Annotated in this window: 28 protein-coding genes and 1 tRNA gene; 16 read left to right on the forward strand and 13 right to left on the reverse strand. The window is 65.7% G+C overall.

Annotated elements, in window-relative coordinates; genetic code table 11:
• Nucleotides 1-29: 29 nt before the first annotated feature.
• Entirely contained in the window at nt 30-863 is an 834-nt protein-coding gene (locus tag ACV095_RS20535) for a LysR family substrate-binding domain-containing protein (RefSeq protein WP_018769914.1), read from the reverse strand.
• On the opposite strand from ACV095_RS20535, the gene ACV095_RS20540 reads away from it, so the two are divergent.
• Nucleotides 826-1,230, forward strand: a complete 405-nt coding sequence (locus ACV095_RS20540) for a DUF5997 family protein (protein ID WP_268002251.1) — start codon at nt 826-828, stop codon at nt 1,228-1,230. The genes ACV095_RS20535 and ACV095_RS20540 overlap by 38 nt on opposite strands.
• 3 nt (nt 1,231-1,233) lie before the next feature.
• On the opposite strand, the gene ACV095_RS20545 is transcribed toward ACV095_RS20540, so the two are convergent.
• Both ACV095_RS20545 and ACV095_RS20550 read right to left on the reverse strand, forming a co-directional pair.
• The gene (locus ACV095_RS20545; RefSeq protein WP_478222616.1) at nt 1,234-1,614 is read right to left on the reverse strand and encodes a VOC family protein; all 381 of its coding nucleotides are present in this window, start codon (nt 1,612-1,614) and stop codon (nt 1,234-1,236) included.
• A 16-nt stretch (nt 1,615-1,630) separates the two neighbouring features.
• Entirely contained in the window at nt 1,631-2,065 is a 435-nt protein-coding gene (locus ACV095_RS20550; protein WP_478222617.1) for an NADPH-dependent FMN reductase, read from the reverse strand.
• A gap of 209 nt (nt 2,066-2,274) precedes the next feature.
• Here ACV095_RS20550 and ACV095_RS20555 point away from each other — a divergent pair, with 209 nt between their 5' ends.
• Nucleotides 2,275-2,931 carry a hypothetical protein gene (locus ACV095_RS20555; RefSeq protein WP_478222618.1) on the forward strand — a complete coding sequence of 219 codons (657 nt, stop codon included), beginning with the start codon at nt 2,275-2,277 and terminating at the stop codon, nt 2,929-2,931.
• Nucleotides 2,932-2,990: 59 nt separating this feature from the next.
• Entirely contained in the window at nt 2,991-3,599 is a 609-nt protein-coding gene (locus tag ACV095_RS20560; RefSeq protein ID WP_018769909.1) for a DUF6919 domain-containing protein, read from the forward strand.
• A gap of 38 nt (nt 3,600-3,637) precedes the next feature.
• Here ACV095_RS20560 and ACV095_RS20565 read toward each other — a convergent pair whose 3' ends face one another.
• On the reverse strand, nt 3,638-4,120 hold the full coding sequence (locus ACV095_RS20565) for a pyridoxamine 5'-phosphate oxidase family protein (protein WP_018769908.1): 483 nt from the start codon (nt 4,118-4,120) through the stop codon (nt 3,638-3,640).
• A gap of 66 nt (nt 4,121-4,186) precedes the next feature.
• Entirely contained in the window at nt 4,187-5,578 is a 1,392-nt protein-coding gene (locus tag ACV095_RS20570; RefSeq protein ID WP_478222619.1) for a flavin monoamine oxidase family protein, read from the reverse strand.
• A 135-nt stretch (nt 5,579-5,713) separates the two neighbouring features.
• Between ACV095_RS20570 and ACV095_RS20575 the strand changes: the two genes are divergently transcribed.
• Nucleotides 5,714-6,427, forward strand: coding sequence for a TetR/AcrR family transcriptional regulator (locus tag ACV095_RS20575; protein WP_026265867.1), 714 nt, complete (start codon nt 5,714-5,716; stop codon nt 6,425-6,427).
• Nucleotides 6,428-6,457: 30 nt separating this feature from the next.
• Here ACV095_RS20575 and ACV095_RS20580 read toward each other — a convergent pair whose 3' ends face one another.
• Nucleotides 6,458-7,387 (reverse strand): NADP-dependent oxidoreductase, encoded by a 930-nt coding sequence (locus ACV095_RS20580; protein WP_478222620.1) that lies wholly within the window; start codon nt 7,385-7,387, stop codon nt 6,458-6,460.
• A 154-nt stretch (nt 7,388-7,541) separates the two neighbouring features.
• On the opposite strand from ACV095_RS20580, the gene ACV095_RS20585 reads away from it, so the two are divergent.
• Nucleotides 7,542-8,669, forward strand: coding sequence for an L-talarate/galactarate dehydratase (locus tag ACV095_RS20585; RefSeq protein ID WP_478222621.1), 1,128 nt, complete (start codon nt 7,542-7,544; stop codon nt 8,667-8,669).
• A 9-nt stretch (nt 8,670-8,678) separates the two neighbouring features.
• Nucleotides 8,679-9,413, forward strand: coding sequence for a FadR/GntR family transcriptional regulator (locus tag ACV095_RS20590; protein ID WP_018769903.1), 735 nt, complete (start codon nt 8,679-8,681; stop codon nt 9,411-9,413).
• A 125-nt stretch (nt 9,414-9,538) separates the two neighbouring features.
• Here ACV095_RS20590 and ACV095_RS20595 read toward each other — a convergent pair.
• Nucleotides 9,539-9,621, reverse strand: a tRNA-Leu gene (locus ACV095_RS20595).
• A gap of 394 nt (nt 9,622-10,015) precedes the next feature.
• On the opposite strand from ACV095_RS20595, the gene ACV095_RS20600 reads away from it, so the two are divergent.
• The 7 genes from ACV095_RS20600 to pknB are packed head-to-tail and all read left to right on the forward strand — an operon-like array spanning nt 10,016 to nt 19,544.
• On the forward strand, nt 10,016-10,759 hold the full coding sequence (locus ACV095_RS20600) for an FhaA domain-containing protein (protein ID WP_018769902.1): 744 nt from the start codon (nt 10,016-10,018) through the stop codon (nt 10,757-10,759).
• Nucleotides 10,756-11,235: an FHA domain-containing protein FhaB/FipA gene (locus ACV095_RS20605; RefSeq protein WP_018769901.1), complete on the forward strand. Its 480-nt coding sequence runs from the start codon at nt 10,756-10,758 to the stop codon at nt 11,233-11,235. The genes ACV095_RS20600 and ACV095_RS20605 overlap by 4 nt, the downstream gene beginning before the upstream one ends.
• 2 nt (nt 11,236-11,237) lie before the next feature.
• On the forward strand, nt 11,238-12,968 hold the full coding sequence (locus ACV095_RS20610) for a PP2C family protein-serine/threonine phosphatase (protein ID WP_478223491.1): 1,731 nt from the start codon (nt 11,238-11,240) through the stop codon (nt 12,966-12,968).
• Nucleotides 12,965-14,353, forward strand: coding sequence for an FtsW/RodA/SpoVE family cell cycle protein (locus ACV095_RS20615; RefSeq protein WP_056392309.1), 1,389 nt, complete (start codon nt 12,965-12,967; stop codon nt 14,351-14,353). The genes ACV095_RS20610 and ACV095_RS20615 overlap by 4 nt, the downstream gene beginning before the upstream one ends.
• On the forward strand, nt 14,350-15,810 hold the full coding sequence (locus tag ACV095_RS20620) for a peptidoglycan D,D-transpeptidase FtsI family protein (protein WP_056392311.1): 1,461 nt from the start codon (nt 14,350-14,352) through the stop codon (nt 15,808-15,810). Before ACV095_RS20615 ends, ACV095_RS20620 begins: the two co-directional genes overlap by 4 nt.
• Nucleotides 15,807-17,534 (forward strand): protein kinase domain-containing protein, encoded by a 1,728-nt coding sequence (locus ACV095_RS20625; RefSeq protein ID WP_056392312.1) that lies wholly within the window; start codon nt 15,807-15,809, stop codon nt 17,532-17,534. Before ACV095_RS20620 ends, ACV095_RS20625 begins: the two co-directional genes overlap by 4 nt.
• 15 nt (nt 17,535-17,549) lie before the next feature.
• A complete protein-coding gene (gene pknB, locus ACV095_RS20630; protein WP_043425018.1) occupies nt 17,550-19,544 on the forward strand; it encodes a Stk1 family PASTA domain-containing Ser/Thr kinase in 1,995 nt (664 codons plus the stop codon).
• A 42-nt stretch (nt 19,545-19,586) separates the two neighbouring features.
• On the opposite strand, the gene ACV095_RS20635 is transcribed toward pknB, so the two are convergent.
• The 3 genes from ACV095_RS20635 to ACV095_RS20645 are packed head-to-tail and all read right to left on the reverse strand — an operon-like array spanning nt 19,587 to nt 21,192.
• Nucleotides 19,587-20,228 carry an aminodeoxychorismate/anthranilate synthase component II gene (locus ACV095_RS20635; RefSeq protein WP_018769895.1) on the reverse strand — a complete coding sequence of 214 codons (642 nt, stop codon included), beginning with the start codon at nt 20,226-20,228 and terminating at the stop codon, nt 19,587-19,589.
• Nucleotides 20,225-20,395, reverse strand: coding sequence for a hypothetical protein (locus ACV095_RS20640; protein WP_018769894.1), 171 nt, complete (start codon nt 20,393-20,395; stop codon nt 20,225-20,227). Before ACV095_RS20640 ends, ACV095_RS20635 begins: the two co-directional genes overlap by 4 nt.
• Nucleotides 20,396-20,397: 2 nt before the next feature.
• Nucleotides 20,398-21,192, reverse strand: a complete 795-nt coding sequence (locus ACV095_RS20645) for a class E sortase (RefSeq protein WP_018769893.1) — start codon at nt 21,190-21,192, stop codon at nt 20,398-20,400.
• Nucleotides 21,193-21,366: 174 nt separating this feature from the next.
• Here ACV095_RS20645 and ACV095_RS20650 point away from each other — a divergent pair, with 174 nt between their 5' ends.
• On the forward strand, nt 21,367-21,618 hold the full coding sequence (locus ACV095_RS20650) for a cell division protein CrgA (RefSeq protein ID WP_018769892.1): 252 nt from the start codon (nt 21,367-21,369) through the stop codon (nt 21,616-21,618).
• Nucleotides 21,619-21,652: 34 nt separating this feature from the next.
• Nucleotides 21,653-22,258 (forward strand): DNA-3-methyladenine glycosylase I, encoded by a 606-nt coding sequence (locus tag ACV095_RS20655; protein ID WP_018769891.1) that lies wholly within the window; start codon nt 21,653-21,655, stop codon nt 22,256-22,258.
• Between the two features lie 258 nt (nt 22,259-22,516).
• Here ACV095_RS20655 and ACV095_RS20660 read toward each other — a convergent pair whose 3' ends face one another.
• The 3 genes from ACV095_RS20660 to ACV095_RS20670 form a co-directional block, all read right to left on the reverse strand.
• Nucleotides 22,517-22,984: a carboxymuconolactone decarboxylase family protein gene (locus tag ACV095_RS20660; RefSeq protein WP_018769890.1), complete on the reverse strand. Its 468-nt coding sequence runs from the start codon at nt 22,982-22,984 to the stop codon at nt 22,517-22,519.
• Nucleotides 22,985-23,524: 540 nt separating this feature from the next.
• Nucleotides 23,525-24,403 (reverse strand): rhomboid family intramembrane serine protease, encoded by an 879-nt coding sequence (locus ACV095_RS20665; protein WP_026265864.1) that lies wholly within the window; start codon nt 24,401-24,403, stop codon nt 23,525-23,527.
• 9 nt (nt 24,404-24,412) lie between these two features.
• Entirely contained in the window at nt 24,413-24,958 is a 546-nt protein-coding gene (locus ACV095_RS20670) for a peptidylprolyl isomerase (RefSeq protein ID WP_478222622.1), read from the reverse strand.
• Nucleotides 24,959-25,113: 155 nt separating this feature from the next.
• Between ACV095_RS20670 and ACV095_RS20675 the strand changes: the two genes are divergently transcribed.
• Entirely contained in the window at nt 25,114-26,076 is a 963-nt protein-coding gene (locus ACV095_RS20675) for a hypothetical protein (RefSeq protein ID WP_144601133.1), read from the forward strand.
• The last annotated feature ends 138 nt before the right edge of the window (nt 26,077-26,214 follow it).

The following is a 26,214-nucleotide window of genomic DNA, read 5'->3' on the forward strand; positions in this document are numbered from 1 at the left end:
CTTTGCCGTTGCCGGGCCTGGACTCCTGCCTAGCGCTTGCCCTTCTTTCGGGACCCTTTCCCCCGGCCCTTGTCCGGGTTGGGGGCGTATCTCTGGGCTACCTTGGGCGCCTTTTTGGCGCCGGTGCCGCGGCGGTCCGGCTTCGGATCCTTCTTGACCTTGACCGGCTGGGCCGAGGGCTGGCGTGAGCTTTGGGCAGTGCGTCCGCGCACGATGCCGATGAACTCCTCCAGCACCTCATCCGTGGCCTCCGTCGGCCAGGCCAGCGCGATCTCAGTTCCGTCCGCGCCGGTGAGCCTGCGCGCCACCGTGTCCTTGACGTTGAAGTGGCGGGCCACCGACATGGGGAGGACCACCAGGCCGGCGCCGGCGGCAACCACCTGGAGCGCGGCCTCCGGTCCGCCCAGGGCAGCAACATCGAGGAATGACTCCTGCGCCAGGTCGGCCAGGGCCACTTCCTCGAACACTGAAATCTCGTGCCCCTTCGGCGCCACTACCACCGGCTGTTCCTCGTAGAGCGGTATGACGCTGAGCCCTTCCCGCTCGATGGGAAGGCGGACAAAACCCATGTCCGCCGCGCCGTCCCGCAGCTTCCCAAGCTGCGCGCCGTCGTCGACCATGAATGCCTCAAGGGGAATATGCGGCATCCGCTCTTCCCAGCGGCGGATCCATTTGCCCGGCGTCACGCCGGCCACGTATGCGATGCGCAGCACCCGGGGTGCCGCCTGGTCGGCCGGCCCGTCAGGGGCGGATTGGGCATCAGGCGAGGGGGTATTGTCGGAGGGCACGTCTTCACAGTACCCGCCGCCCGGATACCCTTGAAGCATGACCTCTGCAAACTCCCAGTCCATGAAGCCGGCCACCGTTGCCAAGAAACTTGGCATCTACCTCCCGGCCACGCCGCAGGAGTTCCAGGATTCAACCATCACCCGCGAGGAGTTCGCCGAACTGCAGGCCAACCCGCCGGAATGGCTCGCCGAGCTCCGCCGCAACGGCCCGCACCCCCGCCCCGTGGTGGCACAGAAGCTGAACGTGTCCATCAGCGGCCTAAGCCGCGGCGGCGTGGAGGAAGCACTGACGACGGCGGAAATCACCGCGCTGCTGCAGGCTCCGCCGCAGTGGCTGGTCACCGAACGTGCCACCCACGCGGCTGTCCGCACCGAGGCCCAGCGGGTCAAGGAAGAGGCCGCGAAGAAGCAGGCGAAGAAGGACCGCACCCAGGCCCGTTAGCCCTCAGTCCTGGTGGATCTGGATGTAGTTTCCGCAGCCGTCGTCGAACACTGCACTGGTCCCGAACGGATCCGTGGTGGGCGGGGTCTTGAAGCTGACTCCGACGGCCACCAGCCTGTCGTATTCCGCCTGCACATCGGGAACCCCGAAGACTATTGCGGGTAGGCCCGCCTCGCGCACGGCGTTCATGTAGTTCGCGCCGATTGGGTTGTCGCTGGGCTCGAGGAGGAGTCCTACTGAACTGTCGTCCGCTCCCGGGTCTTTGATGATGTAGAGGTTGTACTCCGGCATGGCCATGAGCGTGTCAAAGCCGAGCGTTCCCGTATAGAAGGCATGGGCGGCGGCGGGGTCCTGGACGTGGATGCTGCACATTTTGAGTCGCATGCCTTCACCGTACCGCTCAGCTCCTGACGGTTTGCAGTGCCTTGGACCAGGAAATGACCTGATCAAGCAGCGGCTGCAGCGCCTCTTCCGCCCCTTCTGACGGTGTGAAGGTGGTGTATTCCTGGAAATCCGCGGCGAACGGCCACTCCGCGTAGCCGTAATCCAGCGCGTTCTTGAGGGCGCCCGGAACGGAATGGTTGTATTCGGCGGTGACAAAAGTGAACCCGTCGAACCCCTTTACCGCCGCGGCCCACCGTTTCGTGTGGTCCTGCTGGTACTTGCCCAAAGAGGGCGGCAACGGCTCATCAAGCAAGGGCAGGGCGAAATCGGCAACGTCCAGCATCCCGAACTCGCCGCCGTGCTCCTGTGCGTGCTTGAGGACCCGCTCGGCTACCTGCCTACTGCGCCGCCCCGGCCGCGTGCTGCCGACAACCACGGCGATCCTGACCATTGCCTTCCTCCTTGGCCTGCGGATGGCACCTTTGTAACTCAGGTGAAGGCATCCCCATGTCCTTTTATTCTGGCCGCTCCGGTTATTCCGGCTGCTCCGGGAGGTTGTGGCACGCCTTCTCCGCCATTGACGCTGCGCCCGGGAGACGGTGCAATGGAGGGACCAGCCCGGCCTCATCCGGCCCGGGGGCTGGGCGCTGGAGGTGCAGGATGTCAGTTGTGGCGGAGTCTCTGATGCAGGGACTGCTTCATGGTGCGTGGGCGGCCCTGCTGTGCGGTCCCGTGCTGGTGGCCAGCGTGGCCGCCACGGTCTTTGTTGTCCGACGCCGGGCTTTGGCTTCCGGAGGCAGCGCACCAGCCGGCAACGCACTGGCCGGACGCGCAGCGGAGGCTCCGGACCAACTGTTTTGGGACCTGTTCCTGGGTGCCTGTGTCGCCCTTCCCGCGTTGATTATCCCCGCCCTGGTCTCGCCGTGGGCTGGACTGCTGTTGACAGGGGCAGCTGCCGCTGCCGGCATCGCCGCCTACCGTGGCAGCCCCCGGTTCCTGGCCTGGCGCACCGCCCGCCGGGAAGGGCGGCGGCAGCGTTCGGCCCACCAGGCCGCCAGCGCGCATCACGACGAGCTCATGGTCCGGTGGCGGCGCTACGAACTTGATCCGGCGTACAGCATCGACTACCCGGCACTGACTGACGTGCGGCTGCCCGAAACGTCGGCACTGATCAAGGCGATGCGGACGGCGGACCAGTTGCGGACGGCCGCGCACAAGGGTTACCCGGACGCCGTCGGAAGGCTGGCTGCGTCGTTGGCAGCGGCGGAACGGGCGGCGGGAATCCCGGCGGCGCTGCCTGCGGAGCAGGCCACCTGAGGTTAACTGCTGTGTCGCCGGCGGTGGATCAGCGGAGAGCCCGGCGGTAGCATCCCAGGATGAAGCCTGAGGAACTGCCTGTCCACGATCAGTATGGCCGCCTGCTGGAGGACCGCGGAGTCTGGCGGCAGGCCACCACACTGGAAGCGGCCGGCGAACTGACTGCCCGGTGGCTGGAGGGCGGGAGTTCTTACCAGCCTGGACACTTTGCGCCGGGCTCCGACGACGAGACCAAACCCATCGCCACAGACTTGGCAGAGCTGAACCGTCACGGGTTGTTCACCAAGGAATCCCAGCCCGGCATCCGTAACGGGGCCGCGGCCCAACGGGAGTACGTCACCGGATTCTGCAGCGCCGCCACCGCCGGTGAACTGCTGGCGCTGTCCACCCGCACCGAACTGGTGACCGTGGCACATGCACCGGGCGAGGCAAGCAGTGCAGCCATCCCGGTAACCCTTGCCGGATCGGAAGTCACCACCGTGCTCGGCTCCAGCGAGAACCCCGTTGAGGAGGAACAGATCCGGGACTGGGCAGAGGAAACCAATGATGCCCTGGCCCTGCTCCTGGCCGACTCCTGGTACGTGGAAATCCTGGATCCGGTCTGGGGAAGGAACGGCGTACTGTTTCCGGCGGTCTTGCAGGCACTGAAAGGGGCGGAGCAGCCCTAGCCGCTCCGCCCCGTTCGCTTACCCGGCGCTCCCGGGAACTACAGCTCCACGGTGCCGCTTTCACCGACACTCATCCGGCTGTTGGTGACCTTTGCCTTCACCCACTGCAGCACCGTGGCGGCCGTGCCGCCGGGGCTGGTCCAGTACTCGGCAGAATCCGAATCGACGCGCAGCAGGCACACCTCGGGGGTATCCGGGCCATCAGGGAACCAGGCTTCAACCGCCTGGTTCCACAGTTCACGGATTTTTGCCCGGTCTGTGACCACTTCGGCGGTCCCGGCCACGGAAACCCATTCGGTCTTCCTGCCAAAGGCGACGTTCACGCGCGGATCAGCCCGGACATGCGCAACCTGGGAAGTGCCAAGGCCGGTGAAGAACCACATGTCGCCGTCGTCCTTTACCTCCTGGACGGCCAGCGGCCGGCTGACGAGGGCGCCTTCTTCGTTGATGGTGGTGACCATCCCGATCCTGGAATCGTTGATGATCTCAGTAACCTTGCTGATGCTCTGGGCGTCAGTCATGCCTCACCTCGTTCGTCGAAAGTCGGGGACGCTCCCCGCCGCCAGCCTATTAGTAAGCATGCTTATTTACCAGCCGGCGGCCACCGGCACCTTTGCCACATCGGCGATGCGTGCAGCGGTAATCCGGCCCATGCGGACCGCGCCGTCCACGTGCTGGTAGCCCTCGGCAGCAAGGTCGGACGATGACCAGTAGATGGGGCCCACGGGTGCATGCTGGTCCTTGCCGTAACGGTGCAGTCCGCCCAGGTCGTAGCTGGCGGCGTAGGCGCCGCGGGTCCACTCCTCCGAGCCCCAGTCGGACTCGTAGTAGACCTCCGGCGCCAGGGCCTCGTCGCCAAGGTAGCCGGCGATCGATTTCAGGATGGCCTTCCGGCGCTCTTCGGCGCTGAGTTCGAAGACGGCGTCCGCCTTCTCATCCGACACGAAGCCCACCAGGGTGCCGCGCGGATCGCCGTGGTTGGTGTTGTCGTAGACCTCCTGGACCAGGGCGTCCGCCCCGAAGCAGGTGCCGGAGAGTCCCTTGTCCCGCCAGAAGGGCGTGCTGTAGACGGCGTGCACCTTGATCACCAGGCCCAGGGACTGGTGCTGGTGCATCTGGTGCTGGCGGCGCGGCAGCGGCGGGTTGAAGGAGACGCGGGAGTAGAGGTTCGGCGGTACGGCCATGATCACAAACCGGGCGTTGACCGTGGCCCGGTCGGATTCAACGGTGACCCGGTGGCCGCCGTCGGAATCCGGCTCCCAGTTGACGGTGCGCACCGGGGAGTTAAGGATTACGTCGTCACCCAGCTGCTGCGCCTGCAGCAGCGAGACCTGCTGCATTCCGCCCACCACGCGGCGGTCCAGGATGAAATCCTCGTCCGTCAGGTGGGTGAACGAACCTGCGGAGGCTGCCATCAGGACGGCCTGCAGGGCAGAGAAGGCGTGGGCCGGCTTGGTCAGCATGCCGCCGGCGATAAAGAGGCCAATGTTCTTGCACGCTTCCTCGTTGCCCGAGTTCTGCCGGAGCCAGTGATGGAAGGAAATGGTGTCCAGTTCACGCGCCTTGGGATGCGCCCAGGGCTCTGTGGGGCCGATTTCCGCCGCAAGGCCGTCCAGCAGGGCAACCAGGCGGTCCATTTCGACGGCGGTGTCCGGATCCACCGGGAACGTGTCACCCGTATAGCGCACGGGTGCGCCGTCCGCGCCGATGTAGATGGACTCCCCTTCGCGGTAGCGCGGGTACGTTTCCAGATTCAGCTCCTGGAGCAGGTCCAGGAGTACGGTCTGGTCCGGGGAAACCCACTGGCCGCCGATTTCGAGCATGGCACCGTCCACCGTGTCGGTCCAGGTGCGGCCGCCCACGCGGTCACGGGCCTCGAGCACGGCGACCGTGAGGCCGGCCTTTTTCAGTTCGCGGGCGGCGGTGAGTCCGGACGGCCCGGCTCCGACGACCACGACGTCGCGGTTCAGGTTCAGCATGATGTCCTCTCTGGGCCCCTTAGTGACGGGGACCACTAAATGAATGCCATTCATTTATGAGAACTATAGCGGGTGCCTGCCGGGAGGGGAAGTGCCGGGTGGAATAATGCAGGGGACATCGACGAAAGGGCAGCAATGCCGGCAGTATCAGCCGCACAGGGACGCTCCACCAGCAACGGCGGAGCACAAAGGAGGCGGGCAGGCAGGCCGTCTGCGGCCGTGCTGGCCAAGTCCGGAATTACCGAAGCCGCGCTGGAACTGATCAGCCGCAAGGGATATGACGGGCTGACCATGGCCGCCCTGGCAAAGGTGCTGGACGTCGCTCCCTCCGCCCTCTACAACCATGTGGCATCAAAGCAGGACGTCCTGCTGCTGGTGGAGGACCACCTGATGTCCCTGGTGGACGTTACGGGTTTCGGCGGCGGGAGCTGGGAGGACGCCGTCCGGACCTGGGCGTGGAGTTACCGGGATGTCTTCGCCGAGCACACACCGCTGATTCCCGTGATCGCCGTCCTGCCCGTGACGGACGCGCCGCAGACCCTTGCCATGTACGAAACCGTGAGCAAGGGGTTCCTCGACGCCGGCTTCCCCCAGGAGCGCATCATCCCCGCCATCGTGGCGCTGGAGTCCTTCATCTTCGGCTCCGCTTACGACGTCACCGCTCCGGAGGACATTTTCGATTCCGGCTCCATGGCCGGCTCCACCCCCAACTTCTCTGCCGCGGTGCGCAGTTCGGCAGCTGGCCGGGAGCGTGGCCGGCCTGCCGACACCGCCTTCAGCCTGGGGCTTGATGCGCTGATCTCCGGGCTGGGGGCTCTGCGGACACAGGACGCCACATCCGGTTCATAGCGCTGGCCGCTGTGCCGCAAAAGCCCTGAATCAGGCTTCTCCGTCCACGGCCACCACGATCTTGCCCCGGGTATGGCCCTCCATGTTCAGGCGGAAAGCCTCCGCGGACTGAGCCAACGGAAGAACCTTGGCAACCTCTACCCTGATGTTGTTCCGGTCCACCAACCCGGCGAGCTCCTGCAGGTCTGCTCCCACCGGACTGACCCACATCCAGGTGCCGCCGTGCTCCTCCACTTCGCTGTCGGCGATGGATGCATGCCTGCCCCCTTCAGCCAGTACGGCCAGCGTCGCCTCAAGATTGCCTCCAGCGAAGTCGGCAACGACCTCCACGCCGGCGGGACGCAATGCACGAACACGCTCCACGAGTCCTTCCCCATAGGCAACCGGCTCGGCCCCCAAGGAGCGAAGGAATTCATGGTTCTTTTCGGAGGCCGTTGCAATGACCTTCGCACCCAGTGCCACCGCAATCTGGATGCCCAGCGACCCCACTCCACCGGCGCCACCGTGGATAAGGACAGTCTCACCGGACGCGAGGCCCAGGCGGTTCAGGACCTGGTAAGCAGTCAGTCCGGCCAGCGGAAGCCCCGCCGATTCGTTCCATCCCAGAGACTCGGGCTTGCGGGCCAGCAGCCGTTCCGGCAATGCGATGTACTCGGCAAAACTTCCGCCATGGACATAGTCTTTCCGGCCGTAGGCAATGACCTCGTCACCGGGCTGGAACGCCCGGGCGTCGATCCCCACCGACTCGACGACCCCCGCCACGTCCCATCCCGGGATCGCGGGAAACTGCAGGTCCATTGCCGCATCCGGGTAACCGGCCATGATCTTCCAGTCCACGGGGTTCACCGAGGCTGCCTTCACTTTGACCAGGACCATCCCCGGCCCCACCTTCGGCATCGGCCTCTCGGTCAATTCAAGGACGTCCGGGCTTCCGTATTCGCTGTAGGTAATTGCCTTCATGCCTGCGACAACGGCGCAGCGGTCCGCCACTATTCCTGCTCCGGCCCGGGAGTGTCGCACCACACCTCCGGCGGATGTACTTGTAATACAAGTCTGATACTTATATCCTAAGCAGGTGGGGCGAAGGAGCCCTATCCCGCCTCCAGGAGAACTTATGAGCACCGTTGATCTGATCCGGCACGTCAAACTGTCCACCGCCCGCCTTCCCCTCGCCGTTCCCATCAGCGACGCCAAGGTCTTCACCGGGCGGCAGAAGCCCATGACCGAGGTGGTCTTCCTGTTCGCGGAGATCACCACGGAGCTGGGCCACTCCGGCATCGGCTTCAGCTACTCCAAGCGCGCGGGCGGCCCGGCGCAGTACGCCCACGCCAAGGAAGTCGCCGAAGGCCTCATCGGCGAGGACCCCAACGACATCGCGAAGATCTACACCAAGCTCCTGTGGGCAGGTGCCTCGGTGGGCCGGTCCGGCGTCGCCACCCAGGCTCTCGCCGCCGTCGACATTGCTTTGTACGACCTCAAGGCCAAGCGCGCAGGCCTGCCGCTGGCGAAGTTCCTGGGCTCATACCGCGACTCCGTCCGGACGTACAACACCTCCGGCGGCTTCCTGAATGCCACCCTGGACGAAGTTAAGGCCCGGGCCACGCAGTCCGTCGAGGAAGGCATCGGTGGCATCAAAATCAAGGTTGGCCTTCCCGACAGCAAGGAAGACCTCCGCCGCGTGGCAGGGATCCGCGAACACATCGGCTGGGACGTGCCGCTCATGGTGGACGCAAACCAGCAATGGGACCGTGCCACCGCCTTGCGGATGGGCCGCCGCCTCGAGGAATTCGACCTGGTCTGGATCGAGGAGCCCTTGGACGCCTACGACTTCGAAGGCCATGCCCATCTGGCACAGGTCCTGGACACGCCCATTGCCACCGGCGAGATGCTGGCGTCCGTGGCCGAGCACAAGGGCTTGATCACCGCCAATGGCTGCGACATCATCCAGCCCGACGCCCCGCGCGTGGGCGGCATCACCCAGTTCCTGCGCCTCGCCGCCCTCGCAGACGAACGCGGGCTGGGCCTGGCACCGCACTTCGCCATGGAAATCCACCTCCACCTCGCGGCGGCCTACCCCCGTGGACCCTGGGTGGAGCACTTCGACTGGCTGGACCCGCTGTTCAATGAACGGCTGGAAACCAAAGACGGCCGCATGATCGTTCCGGACCGCCCGGGCCTTGGCATCACGCTCAGCGATCAGGCCCGTGCCTGGACCACCGAGCGCGTAGAGTTCGGCGCGTAATCTTGAGCCATGAGCCGGAACCTCACCGCGGACCTTGCCGCTGACCTTCGCAACCGCATCGTCGACGGCGTGATCCAGCCGGGCGAGAAGCTGCCCAGCGAGAACACGCTCATCAACGACTTTGGCGTCAGCCGCACGGTCGTCCGTGCCGCCCTCACCCGGCTCCAGGCCGAAGGGCTTGTCGAAACCGAGCGGGGGCGGGGAAGCTTCGCCCTCACTCCCCCCACCGACGTACCCCCGGCAGTGCCGGGTGGCCGCCCGGTGGCCACCACGGAGGACCGGCTGCACCTGCTGGCATTCCGGATGGGAGTGGAGGCCGAAGCCGCCGCACTGGCGGCGCGGAACCGCACGGACCGCCAGTTGCGGGCCGTCAGCGCCGCACTGGAATCCTTCACCGAAAGCGCAGGCCACCCTGCCCACGCCATGAAGTCGGATTTCGAGTTCCACCGCGCTGTGGCGGCGGCATCCGGCAACCCCTATTACTCAGATTGCCTGGCGGCGCTGGGGCAAACCATGATCGCCATGCCGCGAACCCGCCTGATGACCGGCGTCGAACACTACGCCCGGGACCATTTCGACCAGGTGGTGCTGGAGCACCGGTCCATCCGGGACGCCATCGCAGATGGTGACGAGGCTGCGGCCGCGGCAGCCATGCGCTGCCACCTGGCAAACTCACGACGCCGGTTCAAGGCGTCGGCGCGCCCGTCCAGTCAGGAGGACGCAGCCAGGACCGCCGGGTCCTAAGCCTGTTCGCGGATCCAGGCCCTCGAGGGCCGGATCTGCGAACAAGCCCCTGACGTTTCCAGACCCAGCCCGGTGTTAAATAGGTAAGGGCCCCAATCGTGTGATTGGGGCCCTTACCATTTGCGTGCGCGAGGGGGGATTTGAACCCCCACGCCCTTTCGGACACTGGCACCTGAAGCCAGCGCGTCTGCCGTTCCGCCACTCGCGCGCAACTTCTTCCACCCAGCCGGTCCGGTTTCCCGTTTCCGCGCCTCGTAAAAGCAGCGAGATCAAGCATAACGGACAGATGCCGCAAATTACCAATTGGCCGCCGGCACCCTTTCCACATGCCCTTAAAGGCGGCATAACAGAGGGCCTTACCGGCCGGAGACGGAGGGCCGGAGCCGCCGCCGGTTTGCGCGGGTTGGGACCGGACCAGTCACGGATCTGAACTTTTGCCGGCGCCCGGCCGTTGTGGATTAAGGTCATTCGCAGGGGTGCCCAGTAGTATCGGATGCAGGAGTGGCCGCTGCCGGCGGGCATGCCGCGCAGTGCCGGACCGCCCTGCAGGTGCTGGTCAGCAACAACTACTGCCCCGGAACCGGGGGGAAAGGAGAAGAACCATGGGTCTGCTGGACAAGGTTGAACGTGGCATTGAAAAGGCCGTCCGCGGTGTCTTCTCCACCGGTTCCAAGGCCCAGGTCGAACCTGTGGAGATCGCCAGCAGGCTCCGCCGCGAGGTGGACCATAAAGCGATCACCATTGCGGCCGGACGTACGCTGGTGCCCAACGTCTTCGACGTCCAGCTCAGCGATGAGGACTTCGGACGCGCACAGGAGTGGGGCACGCCGCTGGCCGAAGAACTCTGCGACGTGGTCATCAACCACGTCCGGAGCCAGGGCTACACCCTCCAGGGGCCCGTCCGGATCTCCTTCCGCCGCGAAACGGCACTCCGCCCCGGTGATTTCGAAATTGCCTCCTCCACCGAAAAGTCCCAAGGCTCCGGCGGCGCCACGCCGCCCCGGCCGAACGTGCCGGCAGCTCCCAGCCGGCCGCCCGTGAGGCTGCAGCCTGTGCTGGACATCGAGGGCCAGCGTTATTCGCTGAACGCCCCGTCCATCGTCCTGGGCAGGTCGTCCGAGGCGGACATCCACATTGATGACACAGGCGTATCGCGGCGCCACCTGGAAATCCGAACGGCCAACGGCGCCACCAGCGCCGTGGACCTGGGATCCACCAACGGCAGCTACGTCAACGGGCAGAAGGTCTCCGGAAGCATCGAACTCACAGACGGCTCCACCATCACGATGGGACGGACAAAGATCATCTTCCGCCTGCTTCCTGCCAACCCGGGTGGCCACGCATGAGCGACCTGACCATCACCGCGCTGCGGTTCGGCTTCCTGCTGCTCCTCTGGGTACTCATCTTCAGCATCGTCTCCGCCATGCGCCGGGACCTCATGTTGGGCCGGAAGGCCGCATCCGGCGTGCCCACCGCCCGCCAGGTCCGCCGGAACCCGGAACTTGCCGAGACCCCGCAGCCCGTAAAGCAGCAGGCCCGGCAACTGGTGGTGGTCGAAGGCCCGCTCAAGGGCAGGACCCTGCCCCTGGCGGCCAGCCCCATCCTGCTGGGCCGCGCCCAGGAAGCCACCCTGGTGCTGGAAGACGACTACGCTTCCGGCCGCCACGCCCGGCTCTTCCCGCAGGGCAGCCGTTGGTTCATCGAAGACCTTGGCTCCACCAACGGAACCTACCTGGGAGACCAGCAACTGACCCGTGCCCTGCCCGTGGAGCCAGGGGTCCCCGTGAGAATCGGCAAGACGGTCATTGAATTGAGGCCGTGACCGTGGCCGAGGCTGAAAACCCCGCAACCGGCTCCAGCCCGGCGCAGCGGCCCCTCATCATGCGCTTCGCGGCGCGGTCCGACGTCGGCCGGATCCGTTCGAAGAATGACGATTCCGCCTACGCGGGCCGTCACCTCGCCGTCGTCGCCGACGGCATGGGCGGCCACGCGGGCGGTGACGTTGCCTCAGCCGCGACCGTCCTGGACATGATCCACCTGGACAGCCCCGACCACGGAGATGAGGCCGGGACGATCCTGGCCGACGAAATCCAGACCGCCAACTCACTGCTCTCCGAACTGGTGCACATCAACCCCAAGCTGGCCGGCATGGGCACCACCGTGACGGCCCTCCTGCTGGCAGACGGCAAGCTGCACTTCGCGCACATCGGCGACTCCCGGGCCTACCGGCTCCGCGACGGCGAATTCAAACAGGTCAGCGTGGACCACACCTTCGTCCAGCGGCTCATCGACGAAGGCCGGCTCAGGCCTGAGGAAGCGGAAACGCACCCGCACAAGAATGTCCTCATGCGGGTCCTGGGCGACGTCGATGCCAGCCCCGAACTCGATCTGGACACCCTGGACGCCCGTCCCGGCGACCGGTGGCTGCTGTGCTCCGACGGGCTGAACTACGTCGCCGCGCACGCCGTGGAGCGGACGGTCCGGGAAACCCACAACCTGCACGAATGCGCTGACACCCTCGTTGAACTGACTCTTGAGGCCGGTTCGCCGGATAACGTCACCGTGGTCATGGTGGACATCGTGGAGGAAACGCCCGACGACGTCAGCACGGCCGCCGTCGAAATCGTTCCGCCGGTGCAGGGCGGCAGGTCCGCTGCCGCGGCAGCTGGCGGGCAAGGCGCCACCGCCGCGTCCCCTGTTCCGGCCGGCGGGACGGAACCGGCCAAGTCCGGTTCCGCCACTGACGATGCCGGGCAGGAACGGGCGCCCGAAAAGAAGACCGCCGACGGCGGCACCAGGGATCCGGAGGCCGGCTCCTCCGAGGCCGGCAGTACAGACCCCCACCTGGGCGAACATCTTTCCGCTGAAGTCCTCCGCGAAGAACTTGCCTCCCGCCCGCATGAACTGGTGGGTGCTGCTGCTGCCGCCGCCGAATCGGGCTCCATCCCCACCGTGGCCGGACGTACCGTGGCACGGCGGGCAGCCACGCTCCTCACCCATAAGGCAGAACCGGCCGTCGATCCCGAGGACACTTTGCCGACGCTGCGTCCGCGCCGCTGGGTGGCCTGGTCCGTTGCAGCCGCCGTGCTGGTTGTCGTTGCCGTCGGCCTGTGGCTGGGGTACGCCTGGACCCAGACCCGCTACTACGTCGGCGAGTTCGATTCCCGGGTGGCCATCTACAACGGGGTCTCCCAACGGTTGGGACCCATCCAGCTGTCCTCCCTTGAGGCTGTGACGGATATCCGCATGGACTCGCTCCCGCCGTTCTCGCAGCAACGGGTCCGCCAGACCGTCCCCGCCAATGACCTCTATGACGCGCAGCGGATCGTCAAGAACCTGGAGCTCACGGGAACAACCTCCCCCGAGGAGGAGTGCCCCAGGCCATCTGCCTCCGCCACTGCGCCTGCCCCGTCGGCAAGCACAGGCACGTCGGCAAGTGCAGCGCCGCCCGCCAGCGCAGCCGCCCCGCCGCCCGCACCGGATGCCGCCGCGCCCGCACCCTCCTCGGCTTCTCCGTCCCCCACTCCGACTATCACCTGCGAGGCGGCCAAATGAGCCAGGTAAGCACTTTGCCCAAGCCCCGCCGCAACGTTGAACTTGCCCTCCTGCTCCTGGCCCTTGCCGTTGGCATCGGCGCCAACATGATGGTGGGCGTGGACCAGGAGAAGGCCTTCGATTCCGACTTCTGGTTCCAGTCCAGCCTGCTGGCGGCGGCAGCCCTGGCCTTCCACGGTGTCCTGCGCTTCCGCGCAAAGTATGCTGATCCGGTAATACTTCCGATTGTCGTCGCCCTTAACGGCTTGGGTCTTGCGATGATCCACCGCCTGGATGCTCCGGGCGAGGACACGGGAAACAACCAGCTCCGGTGGACCCTCATCGCCATGGCGGTGGCCATCGCCGTCGTGTTCTTCCTGAAGGACCACCGCATCCTGCGCCGGTTCACCTTCATTTCCCTGGCTGCGTCCGCCCTGCTGCTGATCCTGCCCCTGGTCCCGGGAATCAGCGCCGGCGAAATCCTCGGCGCACGGGTGTGGATCAGGTTTGGCCCCATGACGTTCCAGCCGGGCGAAGTAGCCAAGATTACGCTCGCCATATTCTTCGCCGGGTATCTTTCCTCCAACCGTGACCTCATCCTGCTGGCAGGCCGCAAGATCGGCCCCCTGCAGTTTCCCCGGTTCAAGGACATGGGCCCCATGATCACCGCGTGGCTGGTCAGCATCGGTGTCCTGATCTTCCAGCGGGACCTTGGTTCCTCCCTGCTCTTCTTCGGGCTGTTCATCGTCATGATCTACGTGGCAACCAGCCGCATCAGCTGGGTGGTGATTGGACTGGCGCTGATCCTCGGCGGCGGTTTCGTGGCCGCCCAGGTGTTCTCCCACGTCCAGCAGCGCGTCTACGGCTGGCTCAACGCTTTCTCCCCCGATGTCTACGAGAACGGCAGCCGGCAGGTCATCGAGGGCCTGTTCGGCATGGCCAACGGCGGCCTGGTGGGCACCGGCCTTGGCCAGGGCCGCCCGGACCTGGTCCCGTTCGCCAACAGCGACATGATCATCGCCTCCCTGGGCGAGGAACTGGGCCTCATCGGCCTGTTCGCCGTCGTCCTGCTGTACCTGCTGCTGATCACCCGCGGATTCCGCGCCGCCCTGGGCACGCGGGACGCGTTCGGAAAGCTGCTCGCCTGCGGCCTTTCCTTCGCGGTGGCGCTTCAGTGCTTCGTGGTCATCGGCGGGGTCACCCGGCTCATTCCACTGACCGGGCTTACCACGCCGTTCCTGGCGGCCGGCGGTTCGTCCCTTCTGGCCAACTGGATCATTGTGGGACTGCTCCTGATGATCTCGCATGCGGCCCGCGGGCCGGTGGACACTACACCGTTGCCGCCGGCCGGGACGGCAGCGGCAACAGGCATTGACACTCCAACCGAGGCGGTGAAGCAGGCATGAACCAGGCAATCCGGCATTCATGGGTAGCCGCAGTGGCCATGTTTGCACTGCTGTTCGGGGCCATCAGCTACGTGCAGGTGGTGGGCGCCGACGACCTCAAGACCAACCCCCTGAACCAGCGTGCCATCCTGCAGAACTACTGCAACGACCGCGGCGCCATCATCGTTGGGGGCACCCCCGTTGCCGAGTCGGTGGAAACCGGTTCGGAGACCTGCAAGTTCCAGCGCACCTACCCGCAGCCGGAACTGTATGCGGGAATCACCGGCTACTTCTCGAAGAACTATGGCGCCACCGGCCTGGAACAGGCCATGGGCGCCGAACTGGCCGGGAACTCGGACCAGCTCTTCCTTGACCGGGTGGGCCAGCTCTTCCTGGGCAACCAGCCCAAGGGCGCGTCCGTGGAACTCACCATCGACCCCCAGATCCAGAAGCTTGCCTACAGCCTGATCCCGGACGGACAGCGCGGCTCGATTGTGGTGACCAACCCCAAGACCGGCGCCATCCTGGCCATGGTGTCCAAGCCGTCCTACAACCCCAACGTGGTGGCCACCCAGGACGCTGCCGCGGAGCGCGCCGGCATGAACGAGCTGGTCAAGGTTCCGGGCATCAACCTGAACCAGAACGTCAGCGGCCCCACCGGCGAGCTGCTCGCACCGGGATCGGTCTTCAAGCTCGTGGACACCGCGGCGGCGCTTGCCTCCGGCAAGTACAACAAGGACAGTGTCCTCCCCAACCCGGCGGAGATGCCCTTTGACGGCATCCAGTACAAACTGCCCAACTACGCGGGCGGCAACTGCTACACCAGGGACACCGCCAGCTTCGCCTTCGCGCTGCAGCAGTCCTGCAATACCCCCTTCGCCAGCATTGCCCTGGATCTTGGCCGCGACGCCATCGCCGACCAGGCCAAGAAGTTCGGCTTCGGCGAGGACGTCGGCGGCCAGCTGAAGCTGGGCCACGCGCTGGGCAATGGTTTCCCCGGAAACCTGGACGCACCCGGCCTTGCCCAGTCGGCAATCGGACAGAAGGATGTCCGCGCCACGCCGCTGCAGATCAACATGATGACCTCCGCCATCGCCAACGGCGGCAAGCAGATGCAGCCCAACCTCATCAAGACCCTGCGCTCCCCGGACCTTCGTGTCATCGACGAACCGCAGCCGCAGCAACTGCGCACCTCCACCACCCCGCAGATCGCCAGCCAGATCACCGAGTGGATGGCAAGCGCAGTCAGCGAGGGCATTGCCAAGGGCGCAGCGGTCCCCGGCGTCCAGGTGGCCGGCAAGACAGGAACCGCAGAGCTCGGGAACGGAACCAATAACTCCTGGTTCACCGGCTTCGCGCCCGCAAACAATCCGCAGGTGAGTGTCACGATCGTCATGGAGGGCGTGAACATCACCACCGGCGCACAGCTGACCAGTCCTAACGCGAAGAAGATTTTTGAGGCGGTGTTGAATAAGTGAGGCCTACAACCGGAATCACCCTCGGCGGCAGATTCCAGCTGACCACGCGGATTGCGATCGGCGGCATGGGGGAAGTCTGGAAAGCCAAAGACCTCGTCCTGGGCCGCATCGTCGCCATCAAGGTGCTGAAGGAGGAGTACACGGGGGACCCCGGATTCCTCCAGCGCTTCCGTGCGGAGGCCCGCCACACTGCCCTGCTGAACCATGTGGGGATCGCCAACGTCTTTGACTACGGCGAAGAAGAAGGCTCGGCCTACCTGGTCATGGAACTGGTCCCGGGCCAGCCCCTGAGCAGCATCATCGAGCACGAACAAGTGCTGTCGCCGGACCGCACGCTGTCCATCATTGCGCAGACCGCCCGCGCCCTGGCCGTCGCCCACGCCCAGGGCCTGGTCCACCGCGACGTCAAGCCCGGCAACCTCCTGATCACCCCGGACGGACGGGTCAAAGTCACGGACTTCGGCATCGCCCGACTCGCCGACCAGGTGCCCCTCACGCAGACCGGCCAGGTCATGGGAACGGCGCAGTACCTGGCACCCGAGCAGGCGACCGGCCAGACCGCCACGGGATCCTCGGACATCTACTCGCTCGGCGTTATCGGCTACGAGTGCCTCAGCGGGCACCGTCCTTTCTCCGGCGAATCGCAGATCGCCATTGCCCTGGCCCAGGTGAACGACGCTCCGCCGCCTCTTTCGGAGACCTTGCCGGCCCCGGTCCGGGCCCTCCTGATGTCAATGCTGGCCAAGGACCCCAAGGACCGTCCCGCCAACGCCATCAAGCTGGCCGAGGCTGCGGAGGCCATCCGCAACGGCGACATCAGCGCAGCACGCGCCGCCGTTCCCGGCATGCTTCTTTTCGACGCCGACACAGGGCCCATCACGGCCCCCGTTGACACTGCCACTGCCCCCACCGGAGTCATTGGCGCCCAGCATGACTCCACTCCGGCTGCCACATCAGCCCTTCCAGTGCTGGGTGCCGGCGCGGCGGGCGCCGCGGCCGGGCTGGCTGCGGGCGCCGCGGGCGCTTCCGCCGACGGGGATGTTCCCAAGGGGCCACTGGCCCGGGCCGATGCGCTGGCTGCCGAGCGGAACTGGGACCAGGAGGAGGAAACGTACGACGACGGTCCCTCCGATGAGCCCCGGCGCAAGGGACGCAGTCCATGGACCTGGCCCCTGGTCGCCCTGATCCTGCTGCTCCTGTTTGCGCTGGTGGGTTTCCTGCTGAACCAAATGGGACTCTTCTCGCCCTCCGGCAACCCGACATCCGGCATCACCACCAGCAGCGCGCCGCCGTCGTCGGCAACGCCCACGCGGACCACTGCGTCAGCCACGCCGACGCAGACGCGCAGCACACCGACGCCGACGCCTACTTCCGAGCCCACCCAGGACACGGTCAACGTGATCCCGGCCGCCTACCTCGGCAAGGACTACCGCCAGGTCCAGACTGCCCTTGCCAACCTGGGACTCCAGGTGACGGTCCTGCCGCAGGAGAGCCGGACGGCCGCCCCCGGCACCGTCCTGGAGCTCAATCCGACCGGCGTGGTGCCCAAGGGTTCGCTGATTACCGTCATCTACGCGACCGCTCCATCACCCGCGCCCACGACGGCGGCACCCACGCCTGCTCCCACCACGTCCTCACCCGTGGCGGGCCCCACGCCCCTCTCGCCCCTGCCAACCTGTGCGGCCGGCCAGACGCCCGGAACGCCTGCGACCTGCACGCCGTAAACGTCGGGACCACCAGTGAATGAGTCACCACGCACACCGTTGCACCGGGAGGACAGCCTGCCGGTGGACAACCGGCGTGTCCTGAGCGGCCGCTACGAACTGGGCAGCCTCATTGGCCGGGGCGGCATGGCGGATGTCTACCGGGGAACCGACACCCGCCTGGGCAGGACTGTTGCCATCAAACTGCTCAGGCCGGATATGGCCCGCGACCCGCAGTTCCAGGCACGGTTCAAGCGTGAGGCACAGGCGGTGGCGGCCCTGAACCACCCCTCGATCGTGGCCATCTTCGATACCGGTGAACACCTGGTCCACGACGGCACCGGCGAGGACGTCCGCGTGCCCTATATCGTGATGGAGTACGTCGAGGGAAAGACCCTGCGCGATCTGATCCGCGCCCATGAGGTCAGCATCGACCAGGCCATCGAGTACTGCCTGGGGGTCCTGGGCGCCCTGGAATACAGCCACAAGGCCGGAATCGTGCACCGGGACATCAAGCCCGCCAATGTGATGTATTGCCCGGGCAGCAATTCCGTCAAGGTGATGGACTTCGGCATTGCCCGCGCGATTGCCGATTCCTCCGCCACTATGACCCAGACCCAGGCAGTGGTGGGAACAGCGCAGTACCTGTCACCGGAACAGGCCCGGGGCGAAACCGTCGACGCCCGCAGTGACCTTTATTCCGCCGCATGCCTGCTCTACGAAATGCTGACCTCGCGCCCTCCGTTCGTCGGGGACAGCCCGGTGTCCGTGGCTTACCAGCACGTGCGGGAAATTCCGGAGCCCGCCAGCAGCCTGAATCCGGATGTGTCACCGGCCCTGGACACCGTACTGGCCAAGGCCCTGCAAAAGAACCGGGCCGACAGGTTCCAGGATGCCGCAGCCTTCCGGCGCGCCCTGAGGGCGGCAAAGGCCGGGGTCCCTGTCCCTGCCGTGCCTGTGTCCGAGGCGCCCACCGATCCCAACGACCACGTTCCCGAAGCGTCCCCGCCAACGGAGGCGTTCGCCGCATCGGGGACCAACTTCCTTGATGACGCGCCCACCGGCCGCCTGGCAGCCCCCTCCCTCCATGACGACGGAGCAGCAGGTCCGCTGGAACTTGCGGATGAGCAGGAGATGGACGGGTACAGGCCGGGCGGATACAGGGCAGACGATTACGGGTCGGCTGCGCCGCTCCCGCTTGGCTTCCCTCCGGAACGTGAGCGGACCACCCGGCAAAAGTCCCGCCGTCGTGCGTGGATCGCCACCCTGGTGATCTTCACCCTGCTGGTACTGGCAGGCGGTGGCCTGTGGCTCTACCAAACGGTCAACCGCCCAGCCCCCGCTGCACCCAAAGTGTCAATCCCCTCGGTGTCGTCGATGACGGAGACCGCGGCGCTTCAGGCACTGTACAACGCCGGCCTGCGCCCCAGGATCGCGCGGGCGGTGAATGACACAGTGCCCAAGGGAACCGCCATTGGGACTGATCCCGCGGCGGGCGGGTCACTGGAGCCGGGGGCGGAGGTCATCCTCAACATCTCCGAGGGCCCCAGTTCGGTTAAGGTCCCGGACAGCATCCCCGGCAAGACCGAGGCAGCCGCCCGGGATATCCTGCGGCAGGTGGGACTGGTGGGCGCGCCGTCAACCAGCACGGCCAACAGCGCCACCGTTCCGGCAGGAATAGTGATCACCTCCAATCCGGCGCCCGGGCAAAGCGTTGGCGTCGGCACCAGCGTGGAACTCATCGTTTCCACGGGCAAGGTGGTTGTCCCCGAACTGCGCGGCCTGGCCCGTGATGAGGCCGAGGCGGCCCTGAAGGGGCTTGGCCTGGTGCCGTCGGTGATGGAGGCGGAGAATTCCCAGGTAGAGCCGGGCAAGGTGACGGACCAGAGCGACCCCGCCAACGCCGCCGTCGACCAGGGAAAGACCATCGGCATCGTTGTGGCCAAGGCTCCGCCCCCACCGGCTCCGACCGAAACGGCGACGCCGACGCCCACTCCCACTCCCACGCCGAAGCCCACCAGGAAGGGCTGACGTCCTCCCTGGACCTGTTTTCGGTTGGTGGAGGGCGCCGGCCTAGTGCTGGATGAGGGGGCTCAGTTTCGCCGCCCGCGCGGCTGCGCCTTTCATGCCCAGGGACTCCAGCCAGTTGCCGAGCATCTGGTAGCCGCCTTCGGTAAGGACCGATTCGGGATGGAACTGCACACCGCAGAGCGGCGCGGTCCGGTGCTGCAGCCCCATGACCACGCCGGATGCGGTCTGCGCGGTGACTTCCAGGACGTCAGGAATGGACTCCCGGACCGCGGCCAGGGAATGGTAGCGGGTGGCCGTGATGGGGGAGGGGAGCCCGGCGAAAACGCTGGTGCCGATGTGCTCCACCTGGGACGTCTTGCCGTGCATGAGTTCCGGGGCGTGCGTCACCTTGCCGCCGAAGGCCTCGGCCAGTGCCTGGTGGCCCAGGCATACGCCGAACATGGGGACGCTGTTTTCGCCACACCACTTGATCAGCTCGATGCAGATGCCCGCTTCAGCAGGATTACCCGGACCCGGGGAGATGAGGACGCCGTCGCGGGTGCTGGCAAGCTCAATCGCCTCCGCCAGCGTCACGTCGTCATTCCGGACAACTGTGGTCTCGGCGCCCAGCTCCTGGAGGTAGCCCACCAGGGTGTAGACAAAGCTGTCGTAGTTATCCACTACAAGGATCTTGGTTGTGGTCATGGCTGGTCTGTGGAACCAATCGTCGAGTCGGTGAATTGGGTGAAATGGGACATCCAGGGAAACAGGAACTGGACCATCAATACCAGGGCAATGAAGATCAGAACCAGCGAGATGAAGATCCGGAGCCAGAGCGGTCCGGGCAGGTGGCGGAAAATCCAGGCGTACACAGTCAGTTCCTTCCGGTGGCTGCCGCAACCTGCGCCGCGATTTCGGCCGGCGGGCCCGCTGCAGCCGGACGCCAGCTGTCCAGGAGGGCGTAGGCGATGATGCGTTCTTCCGCCCCGAAGCGGGGGTTGCAGCTGGTCATGGTGAGGTAGCTTTCGGTGGGCGTGGCGCCGGGCTGGGTGGGCACCGGTTCCAGGACGTCCGTGCGCGAAGGCATCACAATCTGGTTGTTCCGGAAGACGTAGACGTAATAACCGTCCTTGGTCTGGACGTAGATCTTGTCGCCGGGCACCAGGGTGTGGATGTTATCCAGCACTGCACCGTGCGTCTGGCGGTGCCCAGCCACCGCAAAGTTGCCTACCGCACCGGGCATGGCCGTGTTGCCGTAGTGCCCAAGGCCCAGGGTGTCCAGGACATCCTGGCTGGTCCCCTCGACAATGGGGCGGGTGTAGCCGGGGCCGAACCGGGGGATGTACATGATGCCGATCGTTCCCGCGTGGCCGGGGGCGGTACCCACCACGGGCTTGCCAAAATCCTCACCGGCGGCGGGTGCCGCGGCGGGCGCAGTTGGTGCGGGAGCGGGGGCGGCAGTGCCCAGGTCCTGGGCGAATTCCTTGATGACCTGGCTCTGCCTGGCATCGGACTCGACGTTGGTCCACCACAGCTGCCATGCCACAAAGAGAAGGAGGATAACGCCGGCGGTTATCAACAGCTCGCCCAGAACCTGGATGGTGCCGCGCAGCAGGGCACGACGGGGGGCGGGCGCAGTGGCGGGCCCCGCCTTCTCCTGCAATACCACGCGTTCTCCTCCGGGCGTTTACCCTGGGCACCGGCTGCCCATCAACTGCGGCTAGAATTGGCTGCTAGTAAGAATCCAGATTTGACCAAGATCGCGCAGACCGCTGGAAATTTCCTTCTTGCAGGATACCAAGCCCGGGGCGCCGGTCTTGCCCCATCCCGCCAAGGAGAGCCAGTGCCCGAGTCAAAGCCTCGCAAGAAGACCGCCAGCACCGCCCAGCCGGCTTCCCCCCAGGCTTACAAGCCCAATCCCGTCTGGTTCAAGCCGGTCATGTTTGGACTCATGATTATTGGCCTCTTCTGGATCATCACGTTCTACATCAGCGAGGGACGCTTCCCTGTGCAGGCCTGGCAGTCGTGGAACATCGTTGCCGGCTTTGGCATTGCCATCGTCGGCTTCCTGATGACTACCCGCTGGCGCTCCTGAGCGGCGTCCCGCGACTGTTCCGGGGAGGACTGCCGTGGCTCCCGAATCCGCCGGCGTAGTTATCGGCGAGGATGGCCTCGCGCGGCCGGCGTGGGCCGCGACGGACCCGCTCATGCGGAACTACTACGACCAGGAATGGGGCATGCCCGTCACCGACGAGCAGGGCCTGTATGAACGCATCTGCCTGGAGGGCTTCCAGGCCGGGCTTTCATGGGCCACCATCCTGCGCAAACGCCCCGCGTTCCGCGCCGCCTTTGCCGGCTTCGATCCGGAGGCTGTGGCCCTGTTCAGCAACGCGGACGTGGAGCGGCTGTTGCAGGATCCGGGCATCATCAGAAACAGGCTGAAGATCCTTGCCACGGTTAAGAACGCACAGGCCACCCTGGAGCTTCGGAACGACGGCGGCCTGGTGGACTTTGTCTGGGGCTTCCGGCCGGACAGCACCCCGGAGCCCCGGGTTGCCGCGGAGATTCCCACCCAGTCTGCAGAGTCCATTGCCTTGTCCAAGGCACTTAGGAAGCGCGGCTTTTCCTTCGTGGGACCCACCACCATGTTCGCCCTGATGGAGGCGGTGGGAATCGTGGACACCCACCTCCTGGCGAGCCATCGGCGGGGATCTTCCGGCGTCTGGCAGGTGTGAGGCCGGTCGGGGCAGAACCGGTCCGCGGCACACCGTTATCCCCAACTGTTGGGAAAGTTATCCACAGTGTGGAAAAGCCCCCCTGGCAGCTCCAGATGTGGCAGCCGGCCCCCGGGGCCGTGCTGATAAGGCTAAGTCTGCCGGGCAGATGCGGTTATTAACAGTGTGGAATACCTGTGGATAATCCCTACGTGCCCGGTGGATACCCGCGGGGTCCGGGGGTCCGGGGGTCCGGGAGGCTACAGGCGGTCCGGGAGGCTACAGGCGGTCCCGCTTGACGGGATGGTGGCTGGTAATGGAAACCCGGTTGAACGCGTTCATCGTCACCGCAACCCAGCTCACGGCCGAAAATTCCTCTGCCGTGAGGCATTCGCGGGCGGCCGCCTCCGCATGCTCCTGCGTCCGCTGGTCCGGGAGTTCAGTGATGCTCTCCACCAACGCCAGGGCCGCCCGCTCCTTGCCGGTGAACAAGGCCGTGTCACGCCACGCGGGCAATACTGCCAGCCGCTGCGGGGTTTCCCCTGCCTCGCCCGCCTTCCGCACGTGTAGGTCCAGGCAGTAGGCGCATCCGTTGATCTGGGAGATCCGGACGTTGAGGAGTTCCAGCAGGCCGCGCCCGATTCCAGCCTCCTCTGCTGCTTCCTGCACCCTGAGGCCCAGGCCGCTGATTGACTTCCAGAGAGCGGGGTGCTGTTTGTCCAGGTATAGATGCTCGGTGACGCTCACGGGGGTCCTTGTCGATAGAACGGCTTGGCAGGCAACCATCATAGGCAGGACGCGGAGGGCCCGCCGGGGATGTTATCCACTTACCAACAGCGCAATACCCACAAGTTATCCACAACTGTGGGTAAGCCCGTGGAAATCCTCCCGCCGCCGGGCGCTGCGCCTACTCCCGCGGGTTTTCCAACGCGGAAACTACACCTCTGTCAGTTATTAACACTGTGTATAAGGGTGTCGATAACGCCCCTCCGGGGTGGTGCACTGGGCCAACATGACGCTGCCGGTGCGTAGTTGTCCACAAAATCCCGTGGAATCCCCTGCTTATCCACTTACACACAGCAATATCCCCACAGGTTATCCACAGATGTGGAGAAAGTGGCGCAGCCTTCCAGCCCATCCCCGGACGCAGGCCATAAACGGGAGGACGCGCATATGAACTACAGCTGTGTAAGTTACCAACATTGTGGATAAGCCCTGTGGAAAACAACTCTGCCCCCGACACCATTGGTGGCGGGGGCAGAGTGCCGTTGCGGTTTGGGCGGGATCCTAGAGAGTTACCCGCACCCAGCTCACAGCGATGAGCAGGGCCAGCACGGCCGCCAGCCCCAAGGCCTGGATGACACCCTGGCGGCGTCCGCGCGGAGTGTAGGCGAGGACGGCCGCACACAGTCCGCCCGTAATGAGGCCGCCCAGGTGGGCCTGCCAGGCGATGTGGGGGATCAGGAAGCCAATGACGCCGTTAATGGCAATCAGGACCCACAGCTGGCGGGTGTCGCCGCCGCGCTGCCGTTGAACCAACAGCATGGCGCCGAAAAGGCCGAAGATGGCTCCGGAAGCACCTACCAGCCCCACGAGCCCTTGGCCGGGCACCAACACGGGATTGAGCAGCAGGTAGCCGACTGAACCACCAACCGCTGAAATCAGGTACAGCGCCAGGAACCGGACGCGGCCCAGAACGGGTTCGAGGGCCTGGCCGAAAATCCAGAGCGTATACATGTTAAGGAGGATGTGCAGCAGCGAATCCGGGGAATGGAGGAAGGCTGATGTCAGCATCCGCCAAGGCTCGAAAGCACCGTACTGCGGGGCAACAAAAATGTTGTTATAGGCGAACTGCTTGTATACGAAGTCGCCCGGGATGAGCATCTGCAGTGCGTAAACAACAACGCAGGCCGCGATGATGCCGAACGTCGCCAATGGCTTGCCGGTGGCAACGGCGCCGCCATAGACGGTCCGCACTTCCGGCGTCGAACGTCCTGTTTCGTTGACGCAGTCAACGCATTGGAATCCGACGGCGGCCGCCCGCTGGCAGTCAGGGCATGCCGGGCGCCCGCAGCGCTGGCAGCGCACGTAGGACGGCCGGTCCGGGTGCCGGGGACAGACCGGGACCTGGGCGGACGGCTCGGCCGACGGAATTCCGTAACTCATGCTGGGGTGTTACAGCTGCTCGATGTCGATGCTGTTGATGGTGACGTCTTCAACCGGGCGGTCGCCCATGCCGGTGCGGACACCCTCAATGGCGTCGACGACCTTCCTGGATTCCTCGTCAGCCACTTCACCGAAGATGGTGTGCTTGCCCTGGAGCCAGTCAGTGGGAATGGTGGTGATGAAGAACTGTGAACCGTTGGTGCCCTTGCCCATCTGGATTCCCGCGTTGGCCATGGCGAGCTTGTAGGGCTGGTTGAAGCTCAGCTCCGGGTGGATTTCGTCGTCGAAGCGGTAGCCGGGGCCACCGGTTCCACGGCCCAGGGGGTCGCCCGCCTGGATCATGAAGTCCTTGATGATGCGGTGGAAGATGGTTCCGTTGTAAAGCGGGGTGCCGGCCTTGTCCTCGCCGGTTTCCGGGTGGGTCCATGCCTGTTCACCCGTGGCAAGGCCAACGAAGTTCTTGACAGTCTTGGGCGCGTGGTTGCCGAAGAGGTTAACCACGATGTCGCCGAGGCTGGTATGGATGGTTGCTTTTGCAGTTGCGATGGCAGTCATAGGCCCCATTCTCCCATGTCGGTTATTTGCGGCCACGGCTGCGGGGGCAGTTCCGCGCTGGGTGAAATCCCCCTAAAATCCGCAGAGTGAATAGCCCGGGGTGATCTGGGCACGTAGGCTAGCGACAGAACCGTCACATTAATCGGGAGGTAGTTGTGAAGAAATCGGATCGTATTACCCGTGACCTTGAGCAGTCGGTCACCAGTGCGGTGGAAAATGCCAAGGATTGGGCGGCGCCGCGGGTGGAAGCTGCAGTGGACTGGGCTGTTCCCCGTCTCCAGCACGGCCTGGATACCGCTTCTCCCAAGATCCAGGAAGGCCTGAAGACGGCCGCGCACTCCCTGGCCGACGGTGTTGCCACCGTGACTCCCCGGATCCAGGACGGTCTGGCCCAGCTGGCCCCCAAGATCAATGACGTCGTCGAAGGCGCGTCACCCAGGCTCCACGAGGCTTTGGACAAAGCCACGCCCGTTGTCCTGAATGCGCGCGACCGGGTGGTGGTGGAATACCTGCCCAAGCTTTCGGACCAGATCGGCGTGGCATCCGGTGCAGTCCACCGCACCCTGGAAAACACCCCGGCACGGGTGGATGCCGTCGCACAGAAGCTGGGCGATGTGGGAATCATCCACGCCCTCCAGGAACAGGCCCAGGCAACCGGTGCACAGCTGAAGGCAGCCGCAGCAGGTGCCGGCCGTGCCGCTGAACTCCAGCTGGCCCAGCCCGAAAAGCCCAAGAAGCGCGGCTGGCTGGTCTTCGGAGTGGTTGCTGCTGCCGTTGCCGCCGGTGTCGCCGCGTGGAAGGCATCCAAGCCTGTGGAGGACCCCTGGAAGACTCCTTCACCGGTCACGCCGACTCCTGCCCCGGTGCCCGCCACCACTGTCAGTGATGTCAAGGAAAGCACGGCAAACGCTGCCGGCGGCGCTGCCTCTGCTGCCGGATCTGCCTCAGCCGCCGCAGCGGAGAAGGCAGGTGAGGCAGCGGATACGGCCACTGAAAAGTCCGCAGACGCCGCTGACAAGGCCAAGCACGTGGCCGCCGACACCTCGGAGGCTGCCAAGAGCACAGCCGATGACGCAAAGCCGGCCACGGAGACTGACAAGGGCAGCAGCCAGGCCTAGTTTTCCCGCAGCGCACCAAGGGGCTCCGTTTCACCGCGGGGCCCCTTTTGCGTACCAGAGCCGTTCCTCCCGCCGATTTTGCTGACTGCCCTCCACAGACTCCGGAGTCGCCGCAGAAGCGCGGCCACCGCATAAGGC

It is taken from the genome of Arthrobacter sp. JDC6 (assembly GCF_056484025.1).